Raw genomic sequence first — 12,009 nt, 5'->3', positions numbered from 1 at the left:
CTGAAGATTATAAAGATTTAATAGCATCTTCTATCGTGCTGTTACCAGATACCACCTGGAATTCTTTTTTAATCGTAGAATCATTGAGTAAACTTTCTAAGATCACTTGAGCGATATCCTCACGTGGTACTTCTCCTCTTTCCACTTTTTCCGCAAGTTCTACCTGATTTTTGCCTGTATCATTTGTCAGCATACCAGGATGGATGATTGTATAATCTAAATCAGCAGCTCGTAACCATTCATCCGCATAATGCTTTGCCACAACATATGGTGCAAATGATTCTGGTGATTCCTGAATAGCCTCACGAGTAGTATCATATGAACTGATCATCACATAGCGTTTTACATTAGCGTGCTTGGCTGCTTCAATTGTCTTCACAGCCCCATCAAGGTCGACCATGATTGTTTTATCTTTTCCAGTGTTCGGTCCAGATCCTGCAGTGAAGACAATCGCATCAACGTCATCAGCTGCTTTTGCTATATCGTCAATTTCACCCTCAAGGTTGACGACAGCTACATCTGCCCCTAAGTCTTTAAAAAAGTCAGCTTGTTCCTCTTTGCGAATCATCGCTTTTGCTTCTAATTTATCATTATCCTGAATTAGTTTGACAAGATGTTTTCCGATTTGCCCATTTGCGCCGATTACTAATACTTTCATCCTTTTCATCCTTTCCAATTGTACTATACTTCTATTTTAAATCTTCCCTGTAAAGAAGTTAAGTAAACAGAACTGATCGGATAAAAATGGGGGGAAACTGCATCTTTGTAAATAAAGGAGTTATTTTATCCTTTTTAATTGTGCTTTATGATTAAAATGCATGATTGTAGGATTTGTATTTTATTTTACTTTTATTTTTTCCTTCTATACCGGAAAAAATGAGGCTCTTAGTGGATATACGGTATGTCGTACTCAATGCCACATGGACCTCCATCCGGATTTGTCTCAATATCCACCGCCGTGCCGTCTGCTCGGAACAGAGGACGATAATGCGAGGAGATGCGAGTTGCTGAACTGTTGGCATAGTGGCAAATAAATGCACGCCGGAAACGATCTTTCGACTTATTGCTGTACGAGCCATGAATCAGATTCCCATTAAAAAAGAGCACATCTCCTCTATCCATCACTACGGGAATTGCCTTATGATCCTTCGGTGGCTTCACGTAATGTGTAGTGAATGATTCTTTGGGATCAGACAATTCAGGACATACAATATCATGCTCACTAGTCTTTGGTACAACTAAAAGTGCGCCATTCTCCTGATCAGTTGAATCGATCGCTGTCCACGCTGCGATGCAGTTTCCTGGCTCAACCTTTAAGTAAAAGTTATCCTGATGAAGCGCCTGTCCCCGTGCTCCCGGTGGTTTGTAATAAAACATGCTTTGGGCTGCCAATGGTTCTTCCCCATATAAATCAGCAAGAACGTCCATTACCGGTGGATGTAACATATACCGTTTGGCTGTTTCATTAAACCGGTGCGGATGCATGACCCTTGGATATCGTTTGAGCGGGTCGACAGTTTCTTGCTGCAAATCCGGTTCAAAATGTCCGGGGATTACCTGATGGCTGATGTCCTCAAAGGTTTTGTCAATCTCCTTCAATTGCTGCTCCTTAAACAATCCTTTGACTATTAAATAACCATCTTTTTGAAACGCTTTCTTTTGTTCATCCGTTAAAACCAGCTGCTTATACGTCATTTGTTTCTCCTCCTCTATTTATACTATGGCTGATATTTCATATATTTAAATTATACAGTTACAATAATGGTTATGAGAAGGAACGATCTTGCTAACAACACATACGATTCTGCTATTTCTGAATATGGGACACTTGTATACCACTATCAGTTAAGCTAAACTAAATTTGTTAAAGTATTACTGGAAGGGATGAGTAGTATGAAGTTAGACCGCCCCTCAAACTATGATGGATTGGCTTACGGAATAGTAATCGCCGGACATTTCCATGAAAGCGATAATTATTCGACCTTACGTCCAGAAGGCATGAGCGACTGGCTAATCACTTACACGTTAGGCGGTGAAGGTTACTTCGAGACAGACGGCCGCAAGCAGCGTGTAACAACCGGTAACGTCACACTCTTGAAGCCTGGAGTCCCCCATCGTTACGGTACGACCGAAGGGAAGAATTGGGATTTTGTGTGGGCGCATTTTACTACTGGATTCATAGACACCAGTTTACTTCCATTTAAAGCGCTGACTATAAGGCAAATTGAACAGCAAGCGGTGAGGGACCGCATTTATAATTCCTTTTGTCGAATTCTTTCCGATTCCAGGGAGCGAGGAGCCTATTGGCATGAGCTCTGCTTGAATGCATTGCGGGAGATTCTGATGCTGCTCGCAAAGCAGCAATCCTGCCGCATGGATCCAAGGATAGAAGAAACACTTTATTTACTTTCTCACCGGATGAAAGAGAAGGTGCGAGTCGAGGAACTGGCCCACAGTGTGGGGATTTCCGCATCGAGACTGTCTCATCTTTTTAAAGAAAATACTGGTGAATCAATTGTGGAAGCACTAAACCGAATTCGTATTAAGCAAGCTGCCTTGCTCCTTGCCCATACGAATCGGAATGCAAGTGAAGCAGCCCTTGACGTAGGTTTTCAAAATTACAACCATTTTACCCGACAGTTTCGCAAATATGTAGGGCGAACTCCTAGCGAATTCATTCAGAGTGTCCAGTCCAAAGAAATAGAATCCTGATCAGTTAAGTTTACAGAATTGAAACATTATAAGAGTATTTCCTTTACAGATAGAATATATTGAATTGTTTATACACAATCCACCTTGTTATGATAGATTAAAATAATCTACTATAATTAGAGATTGAATTATGTGTACTTATGCATTTTATATAGTTTGTACAGATGCTAAGAGCGGATTATAGATAATGTCCAATTGGGTTATCGCGGATCTTTGGATGAGGGAGACTCTGATCAGGAACCAAGCGAAGAAAAAGCGGAGTTAGATAGAGCAACAAAGTAAGCGCCCGATAACAAAAAATCTCTAATAACAACTCGACCTCCTATACACTTATCTTATGATAAATGCGTAGGAGGTCTTCTATTGATTGTAAATAGATGAAATTGGGAAAAGATATATTTTTGTATGTAGTAAAACCTGATATACAGATAAAATGGCAAAAATGACTGGTATCCAAACAAAAATATGATAAAATAGGAACAGATGTTTCGTTTGGGTATCAAACATCAAGGAAAGACAACTGAGGAGAATACATATGACAGGAAAGACACATTTAATGGGAGGGATAGCAGCTTCTGTTGTTACTGTCCAGTTTACCGGATATGACCCCGGATTTTTTATTGCAGCAGGAACGATAGGATCACTTATACCAGATATATGCCATAGTGGCAGCAAGATAGGCCGGAAACTTCCGATGATATCTAAGATGGTAAACAAACTGTTTGGGCACAGAACTTTTACACACAGTTTGCTGTTTCTTGTGCTGATCGGTTATGTTTTGACTTTTTTTACCAATAATCAATCTATTATTACTGGGTTTCTGTTGGGAATGGCAAGCCATCTATTATTAGATGCGATGACGAAAAATGGAATAAAGTTACTCTATCCTGCAGACCTGACATTCCGATTTCCAGTTACAATGAAAACAGGTGGGTCAATGGAAAAAGTAATTCTTTTGCTGCTGACTGTAGTAACGATTTACTATGGCAAAGATCTTATTTTATAAAAAAATAGCGAGCCACTTTTTACAAAAGGCGGCTCGCCCAAATAACTCTATTTACCTGTTTCCGCAAACTTTTTTATTCTTTCACCAATTTCATCACGCACTCTTTGGAAAAACTCCCACTTTTCCTCATCCGTGCCTTCTGCTTTGGCAGGGTCATCAAATCCCCAATGCTCCCGCTTTACGTTAGGAGGTGTTACAGGACATTTGTCGGCAGCATCGCCACAAAGAGTGACAGCTAGTGTCGCATTATTTAAAATCTCTGGATCAATAATCTCTGATTCTTGGTTCGAAATATCAATCCCAACTTCATTCATAGCTTTCACTGCATTAGGATTCAGGCCATGTGCTTCAATACCTGCACTGTAAACTTTCCAACCATTACCTAAGTGTTTTTTCGCCCAGCCTTCCGCCATTTGACTGCGGCATGAGTTTCCTGTACATAAGAAATAAATAATTTTTTCTGACATTATTATCGAGCTCCTTTTTTATAATAGAGAAAGTGTGATAAACAATCCAATCAGGGTAATTAACAGAATTGGTATGGTTAAGATAATACCTGTTTTAAAATAAGTTCCCCAGGAGATCTTCACCCCTTTTTGTGATAAAACATGCAACCACAATAAAGTCGCTAAAGAACCAATTGGGGTAATTTTTGGCCCAAGGTCAGAACCAATAACATTTGCATAAATTAATGCTTCCCTGATAACGCCTGATGTACTGGTTTCTGCAATGGCGATAGCATCGATCATTACAGTTGGCATATTGTTCATGATCGATGACAAAATTGCGGCAATAAAGCCCATGGAAATGGTAGCAATAAACAACCCCTGTTCAGCACTTGCTTGAATAACACTTGCCAGAATGTCCGTTAAACCGGCATTTCTAAGTCCAAATACTACCACATACATCCCAATTGAGAAGAAGACGATCTCCCATGGTGCACCTTTGATGACAGATTTGGTATGAACCGCTTTGCTATTACGGGCCAGAATTAAAAAGAGAATGGCAATCATTCCTGCCACAATGGAGACAGGGATCTCAATAAATTCACTGATAAAGTAACCTGCCAATAATATTGCCAGCACATACCAGGACAGACGAAACATTTTATCATCTTTAATGACTTCCGATGGATTTTTTAAGTTAGTTATTTCATAATTTCCCGGAATACTTTTCTTAAAGTAAATCAGTAAAACAATAATCGTTGCAGCAAGTGAGAAAAAGTTTGGAATAATCATGCGTGAGGCATATTCAACAAAACCGATGTCGAAAAAATCTGCTGAAACAATGTTTACTAAGTTACTTACGATCAGGGGTAGGGATGTTGTATCAGCAATAAAGCCACTTGCCATAATAAATGGGAAAACCATCTTTTCTGTGAAATTCAGGTTCCGAACCATTGCTAAAACAATCGGTGTGAGAATAAGCGCTGCCCCGTCATTAGCAAAAAATGCGGCAACGATGGCTCCAAGCAAGCTGATATAGACAAACATTCTGATGCCATTGCCTTTTGCAGCTCTGGCCATATGTAATGCTGCCCATTCAAAAAAGCCGATTTCATCGAGAATTAAAGAAATAATAATGATAGCAACGAAAGCAAGTGTCGCATTCCAGACAATACCTGTAACCTCTAAGACATCATCCAGACTTACTACACCAATAATGAGAGCAATGACAGCTCCCCCACAGGCAGACCATCCGATCGACAGCCCTTTTGGCTGCCATATTACAAATATTAAGGTAATTAGAAAAATAAGGACAGCTAGTAATGCCAATTGATCCCCTCCATCTTAACAACAAGAGATTCTTGTGCCATTTTCTTCGAGTTCTTTCAACTTATGTTCTTGATTTGGTACTTGTTGAAGAATTTGCTCAACCAAACTATAGTGATCATAATTTTTGTTTAAAGAATAAAATATCCACTGACCCTTTCTTTCTTCCATAACGACACCAATATCTCTTAATTTGCGGAGGTGTTGGCTGATCGCAGGTTGACTTGTCTGGAATATTTCAACAAATTCGCAGACGCAGCAAGTATTGTTTTCTAATAGTTTCACCATCATCAACCGAGTTTTGTCTCCTAATAACTTTAAAATGGTTGCAGCCTTATCAACAGCAACTAAATTTTCCGACATACTAATCCCCCTTTACCTATATTAGTATATAATGATTTGCTTATATATGCAATCAATTAAAGAATCCACCAATATTAAGGGATATTGATGGACGATTTTCACAATTTTTACGCTGTATTATTAACAGGTGTTGTTTTAATCCATGTTAACAGGAATATCAGCAGATAAAGGCCACTTATAATGGTAAAAAAGCTAATGGACTGAAAAAGCTGGATAAACAAACCGCCAACTGTCGGTCCTGATAAACTGCCAAAACTGAAGAAAATACCGCATAATAAGTTGCCTGTCGGAAGAAGGTTTTTCGGCATCAGATCTGTCATATAAGATATACCAAGTGAGAATGTGGAGCCGACAAACATTCCGGCAATAAAAAGACAGATATTTAAGGCAAGATAGGAATGTTCCAGAAAACCAGCCATAGTAAAGGCGATAAACCCAAGTAGTAAAACACTTCTCAAGATTTTCCTTCTGCCCAATTTATCACTTAACATCCCCAAAGGTAATTGAAAAACAATCCCGCCGATCGCGAAGGCGACAAGTAAAGTAGAAACCTGATGGACATCCAGTCCCACTCTTAATCCATAGACAGGAAAGCTTCCATTTAGAGAGGTTTCCAAAAAGCCATAAGCAAATGGTGGCAAAAAAGCGATCCATGCATATTTCCATGCTGTGGCAAAGCGTTTAATGGTACCTCTCATGGAACTCATGTGAAAGTCCTGTTCTGGCCATTCATTTCTTAGTGAAAATAAAAACAACCAGCCAATTAAACTAAGAATGGAAGAGACAATAAACGGCAGGCTTTCATTAATATTTACTAAAGGTACCATCAAAGGTCCGACGGCAAAACCAATTCCAAAGAATAATCCGTAAATAGCAATATTTCTTCCTCTTTTATGTTCTGGTGAGAAAGCAGTAATCCACGTCTGCGCACCAAAATTTAAGGCATGGTCCCCGATTCCGATTAGCAATCGTAAGAAAAACCAGAAGATAAAGGATTTCCAGAGCGGAAATAATGCAAGGGAAAGAATAACAAACAAACCGCCAGTAATAATAAGCGGCTTGTATCCATATTTTCTTAACGGTTGTTCCATAAACGGAGAGGCCAAAAGTATCCCTATATATAGGCCGGTAGCGTTTAACCCATTAAGAAAGGAGGACACCCCACTGTTTTCAAAAATAACAGCAATTAATGGCAAAAGCATGCCCTGACTGAAGCCGGAGACGGCCACAATACTTACTAAAATCCAAAAACGTCTTTTCATTGAAACTTACCTTCACTTTCTAAAGATGAAATGTATATTATACAGGAAAATAGATAGGAATTGAATATACCAACAGATTATTGTTGCTCCAGGATAGTATAAAATATACAAAGTTTAATCACAGACGAGCGCAGGAATCCTGCTCAAAGCATTAGAACCTGTTCTAAAATGCCATGGAGAAGATATATTATTGAGAGATTTAAGCTTACCATCCGGGTTTAGGAACTTATATAGCATATTTTAGTAAAAGATTGCTGATATTGTGATATTATATAATGGAAAAATGTATCAGCTTTGTAAAAAACAAAGACTGCTTAGCATAAATATAGAGGCAATGGACGTAATGTGTCATTAGGAGGAAGAATCGATGAAGTTAGCAGGAAGAATTGTTGTATTTATTTTGGGCATATGTTTATTTCTGGGTGGATTTATATTGCTTCTTGGCTTTATTGCTAATATCGGTGATGGAGAGGAATCAAGTATAAGTTTCCCTGCAGAGATTATTCTTGTCATATGTGTAGGCATTATTCCAATGATCCTTGCCTTTTTTTTGGGGAAATGGGCATTTTTTGGCAGGAAACAGAAACCTTTATCAGGTGATGAATTAGAAAATGTAATATTAAAAGTAGCCGAAAAACGAAACGGCAGTTTAACTGCAGTAGAATTAGCGATGGATACAACACTGTCAGTTACCGAAGCTCAGAATAAATTGGATGATTGGGCTAACCGCGGGATTATTACAATTAAAGTTACAGAAGGCGGTGCGATCGTATACCATTTTGCTGGTGTTATCACAAATGAAGAAAGGCAAACTGCTAAGAGAGTTTCAGAATTTGAATAACACTGGAAATCCTAATGAAGGCAGGTATGCGGGGTGAAAATCCGATTAACCAAGTATTCATCGATATGGATAAGTATGTTTGAAGAAGAAGCATTCCTATTAAAGAACCTCTTCAATGGTGAAATAGTTTCTATTGAGCATTTTGGCAGTACGGCTGTGCCGGGGATGAGTGCCAAGCCTGTCATTGATATGATGTGTATTGTTAATGACATTAACAATATCGATACATATAATAAGCAAATGAATAAGCAGGGTTATGATGTAGCTGGCGAATGGGGAATAGAAGGAAGACGTCTGTTTCGCAAAGGCGGAGAAAACCGAACACATCATATTCATTTCTATCAATACGATAATCCAGAAATATGGAGACATTTAGTATTTCGTGATTACCTCCTGAGCCACCCGGAAGAAGTGAAACGATATACTCAATATAAAGAGATGTTAGCGAAAAAGTATGAGTATACTTCAGATTATAGCCCTGCTAAAAAAGGATTTGTTGCTGAGATGGAGAAAAAGGCACTTGCCTGGTGGAAGGGGGAAAGAGGATAGCCGACATTTCCCCCTGCTTTTTGAATTCATAATTTAATCTTTCGATAATGATGGAACCATGGCTGGGCTGTTTCGATTTGCTGAGCCAACTGGAGCAATAAAATATCATTTCCAGGCTTGCCAAAGAAATGTGTCCCAACTGGCAGACCGTCGTTAGACAAGGAAACAGGCACACTCATTGCAGGCTGGCCTGTGGCATTGGCAATTGGCATGAGCGGGTTATAATCGAGCATATTCTGTAACATTTCATTATATCCAGATAAATCTTTTCCTTCTCTTTCGCCAATTTTAAGTGGTAATTGATTTAACGTCGGTGTCATCCAGATATCATATTCCTCGAAGAAGGAGATTATTTTCTGTGCTTCCATTTGCACAAATACTCGCGATTCCTCATACTCCTGTGCCGTTAATTTCTCCCCATATTTTAAGATCTCATAGGTTAATTTTTCTACATTTTCAAGGGTCGGTTTTTGACCTGCCATCTGTCCCATGTGTTTGATGACAACAGAACCGGTAGCCATCCATATATTAATAAAATGGTGGGCCAGTGCTTCATAGTCAAATGATGGCATAGTTTCTATCACTTCATGGCCAAGATCTTTCATTAATTGAATGGAGCGTTGAAAATTTTCCCGAGTTGCCTGGTCATATTCTACAAGATTATCTTCAGTATATTGAACAGCAATCTTTAACTTATGGGGTGTTTGGTTCAAATTGCTAAGGAAATGCGTCTGTTTATCATATGCTGGATATAGCTGAGCATGATCACTTCCATTAAGGATATCTAATAAAACGGCACTATCACGTACAGATCGAGTAAGTGCATGGTTAACCGAAAAATGATTAACATACGGGGAATAGGGCATTCTTCCTCGACTAGGCTTAAAGCCAAACAATCCACAGGCAGAAGCAGGAATCCGGATGGACCCTCCACCGTCACTTGCATGAGCAAACGGGATTAAACCTGCTGCTACTGCTGCAGCTGCACCGCCACTTGATCCGCCTGGTGAACGATCCAAGTCCCAAGGGTTCTTTGTTGGACCGAATAATGCTGGTTCAGTAGTTGGGAGAAAACCCATTTCCGGCGTATTAGTTTTTCCTAAAAAGATGAGTCCTGCTTTCTTTAGACGATCAACGATCTGATCATTTTCTGGTGCTGTAAAATCTTTCAGCAAAACAGAACCACTGGTGGAAGGCTGTCCTTTTATTGCATTTAAATCTTTTATCAGAATAGGCAATCCTGCAACTGGACTTCGATCAACCTTGCTGTTTTTTGCCTCTTCTCTTGCCACATCAAACATTTGGTGGATAACGGCGTTTAATTGTGGGTTAATTTCTTCTATGCGATGGATATAAAAATCTACTAATTCGAGACTTGAAATAAACTTTTGATCTATTAACTCTTTTTGCCCGCATGCATCAAGTTCTAATAATTGTTTATTATTCACTTTATTCTTCCCTCACCATCTTGTAAATTTAGTTTCCTTATCAACTATTGTCTATATCCTTATTATAAACCTTTTATTAATCATGGAATAGTAATCGGGGTAATCCAGGTTGTGATCAAATGTAGGTAATTTAACCCGTTTTTTGAAGTGGGAATCAATCTAAATCACCTATTAATTAAAATGGAAATCTATGTTAAAATCTTTTGGTGGAAGTTTTAACTTTTTATAATGAAACAGGTGAAGCAAGCATAAATTCCATAGAAAGTAAGGAGGTGTTTATATGAAAAAGGTAAAAAAAATATTTAAAGGCATTGGAATCAGTGTTGTGGTAATTTTTGCATTATTAGTTATTATCGGGCTCCTCCTGCCTGGACCGGTCACCGTTATCGGGCAAAACCCGGAAGGAGATAATGTAGACTTAGCTACTTCTGATTATATAACAGATGAAGATTACGAGCCTGGGGAGAAAGATTTTTTAAGTCACACAATGGCTGTGCTCGATTATTTGGATCATCACAAGTGGGGAGAGGTCGATGACCACTTTGCGTCAGAGTTAGTACTGGAAACCGAATTAAGAAAGGCATATGTAGCAGAAAATGTTGATCCTGACGATATTTCAGAAATAGAATATATTGTGAGAGATAAGCAGTATGCGGCCTATATGGAAGAAGGCAGTCAAACAAATCCAATCTCAACTAATTCATCAAATGGAGTGGAATGGGCCACTTTTCCTTATGATGTATGGGTGCAATTTCAATTTGAGCTGACAAGAATCATCCATCTGGAGGATGACAGCACACAAAAGGATGTGTTTTTGGTAACTGGTGATTATCCTCCGGTTTGGCAAGATAATGTATCAGAGACTTATTGGCGACTTAATGGATTAATGTTCCAAAAACTGGATACTGCTACTTCTGAATAATAAAGAATTTTAGGAGGTGATTGTTTGCGTAATTTCATATTGTTCTTAGCCTTATTTACCGTTTTATTCATTACAGGATGCTCGATTAAATCTGTAGCGGACGAAGCCTATCCCATGATGGACATTGTATATGATGATTATGGCAACAAGTCTGAAATTTTCCGAGCATATAATACGAAAATAGATAAAGTAACCGATAGATTGATAGAGGAAGAAGAACCAATAGATTATCAAACAACGAACGAGAAAATTGTACTCATATATGATGATTATTTAGTGCAAGTTTACCCGGACATTGAGAATGAAGAGGATACACTCATCGAAGTCTCAGAAGAGGGATTCGTACAGAATAATTATGCAAGTGATTTTTTTGATACATATGAATTAAGTGAAGCAGCAGCTGATGAGTTCGATTTTGATGAAGGGAATTCATCAGGCGGAAGTCATGTCTATACCGGTTATGTTGGTACAAATGGCTATGTTAAAAATACTGGCAGTGCTCCCTCCGTTCGCGGATCAACAGCGCCAAGTAATGCTGTACGAGGTGGCGGGCCTGGTTCAGGAAAATAAAATATAGGAGTGAGGCAGAATGAATATAGATTGGTCAGAGATAATGGACTTGAATGAGTTACTTATGACAGGAGCTTATTGGATTATCATGTTCTTGCTTGCAGGGTTGTGTATGATCATTTTTGAATGGGTAACTCCTTATAATGACAGAGAAGAACTGAAAAAAGGCAATATAGCAGTTGGGATTCAATTTGCGGGGAAATTGATCGGACTGGGGATTATTACCCAAGCAACAATTACACATAATGTTAATCTCATTGGAGCAGGGGTATGGTTCTTGATTGGATTTGTTATAATGATTCTAGGATACTATTTATTTGAATGGGTAACCCCTTTTCGTGTAGAAGAGGAAATTAAACGTAACAATATAGCAGTGGCTATTGTTGCTGCAGCTGTAAGTATATTCATCGGCTTTGTTGTTGCGGGAAGTATTACATAAAGTGAGACTTTGATCAGGGGGGGTTTTTATATCCCCCACTGATCATTAGCGAAACTTATCAGGATGCTTAGCGTCTGTTATACCCCAATTACCATCTTCGTGTTAGACGATACTTTTCGTTTAGG

Annotated in this window: 14 protein-coding genes; 7 read left to right on the top strand and 7 right to left on the bottom strand. The window is 38.8% G+C overall.

Annotated features, from left to right (window positions below; all coding sequences use genetic code 11):
* Positions 1-7 precede the first annotated feature (7 nt).
* Complete coding sequence (locus tag F9U64_RS08065) at positions 8-658, bottom strand: SDR family oxidoreductase (protein WP_153402496.1); 651 nt, start codon at positions 656-658, stop codon at positions 8-10.
* Between the two features lie 227 nt (positions 659-885).
* On the bottom strand, positions 886-1,695 hold the full coding sequence (locus tag F9U64_RS08060; RefSeq protein ID WP_153402495.1) for a phytanoyl-CoA dioxygenase family protein: 810 nt from the start codon (positions 1,693-1,695) through the stop codon (positions 886-888).
* Between the two features lie 198 nt (positions 1,696-1,893).
* Between F9U64_RS08060 and F9U64_RS08055 the strand changes: the two genes are divergently transcribed.
* Both F9U64_RS08055 and F9U64_RS08050 read left to right on the top strand, forming a co-directional pair.
* The gene (locus tag F9U64_RS08055; protein WP_153402494.1) at positions 1,894-2,712 is read left to right on the top strand and encodes a helix-turn-helix domain-containing protein; all 819 of its coding nucleotides are present in this window, start codon (positions 1,894-1,896) and stop codon (positions 2,710-2,712) included.
* 535 nt (positions 2,713-3,247) lie between these two features.
* Positions 3,248-3,718, top strand: coding sequence for a metal-dependent hydrolase (locus F9U64_RS08050; protein WP_153402493.1), 471 nt, complete (start codon positions 3,248-3,250; stop codon positions 3,716-3,718).
* 47 nt (positions 3,719-3,765) lie between these two features.
* On the opposite strand, the gene arsC is transcribed toward F9U64_RS08050, so the two are convergent.
* The 4 genes from arsC to F9U64_RS08030 all read right to left on the bottom strand — a co-directional run bounded on the left by arsC (position 3,766) and on the right by F9U64_RS08030 (position 7,115).
* A complete protein-coding gene (arsC, locus tag F9U64_RS08045; protein ID WP_153402492.1) occupies positions 3,766-4,185 on the bottom strand; it encodes an arsenate reductase (thioredoxin) in 420 nt (139 codons plus the stop codon).
* Positions 4,186-4,203: 18 nt separating this feature from the next.
* Positions 4,204-5,493 carry an arsenic transporter gene (locus F9U64_RS08040; protein WP_153402491.1) on the bottom strand — a complete coding sequence of 430 codons (1,290 nt, stop codon included), beginning with the start codon at positions 5,491-5,493 and terminating at the stop codon, positions 4,204-4,206.
* Between the two features lie 15 nt (positions 5,494-5,508).
* A complete protein-coding gene (locus F9U64_RS08035; protein ID WP_153402490.1) occupies positions 5,509-5,853 on the bottom strand; it encodes an ArsR/SmtB family transcription factor in 345 nt (114 codons plus the stop codon).
* A 107-nt stretch (positions 5,854-5,960) separates the two neighbouring features.
* Complete coding sequence (locus F9U64_RS08030; RefSeq protein ID WP_153402489.1) at positions 5,961-7,115, bottom strand: MFS transporter; 1,155 nt, start codon at positions 7,113-7,115, stop codon at positions 5,961-5,963.
* 367 nt (positions 7,116-7,482) lie between these two features.
* Here F9U64_RS08030 and F9U64_RS08025 point away from each other — a divergent pair, with 367 nt between their 5' ends.
* Positions 7,483-7,956: a hypothetical protein gene (locus F9U64_RS08025; RefSeq protein WP_153402488.1), complete on the top strand. Its 474-nt coding sequence runs from the start codon at positions 7,483-7,485 to the stop codon at positions 7,954-7,956.
* A gap of 33 nt (positions 7,957-7,989) precedes the next feature.
* Positions 7,990-8,505: a GrpB family protein gene (locus tag F9U64_RS08020; RefSeq protein WP_153402487.1), complete on the top strand. Its 516-nt coding sequence runs from the start codon at positions 7,990-7,992 to the stop codon at positions 8,503-8,505.
* Between the two features lie 26 nt (positions 8,506-8,531).
* Here F9U64_RS08020 and F9U64_RS08015 read toward each other — a convergent pair whose 3' ends face one another.
* Positions 8,532-9,953, bottom strand: coding sequence for an amidase (locus F9U64_RS08015; protein ID WP_153402486.1), 1,422 nt, complete (start codon positions 9,951-9,953; stop codon positions 8,532-8,534).
* Positions 9,954-10,233: 280 nt separating this feature from the next.
* Between F9U64_RS08015 and F9U64_RS08010 the strand changes: the two genes are divergently transcribed.
* The 3 genes from F9U64_RS08010 to F9U64_RS08000 are packed head-to-tail and all read left to right on the top strand — an operon-like array spanning position 10,234 to position 11,884.
* Positions 10,234-10,875, top strand: coding sequence for a hypothetical protein (locus F9U64_RS08010; RefSeq protein ID WP_153402485.1), 642 nt, complete (start codon positions 10,234-10,236; stop codon positions 10,873-10,875).
* A gap of 24 nt (positions 10,876-10,899) precedes the next feature.
* The gene (locus tag F9U64_RS08005; protein ID WP_194287308.1) at positions 10,900-11,445 is read left to right on the top strand and encodes a DUF4247 domain-containing protein; all 546 of its coding nucleotides are present in this window, start codon (positions 10,900-10,902) and stop codon (positions 11,443-11,445) included.
* Positions 11,446-11,464: 19 nt separating this feature from the next.
* Positions 11,465-11,884: a DUF350 domain-containing protein gene (locus tag F9U64_RS08000; protein ID WP_153402483.1), complete on the top strand. Its 420-nt coding sequence runs from the start codon at positions 11,465-11,467 to the stop codon at positions 11,882-11,884.
* The last annotated feature ends 125 nt before the right edge of the window (positions 11,885-12,009 follow it).

It is taken from the genome of Gracilibacillus oryzae (genome assembly GCF_009498735.1).
Lineage (GTDB): Bacteria > Bacillota > Bacilli > Bacillales > Amphibacillaceae > Gracilibacillus > Gracilibacillus oryzae.
Note: the sequence above shows the minus strand (reverse complement) of the source record. Positions and strands in the feature narration are given on the sequence as shown.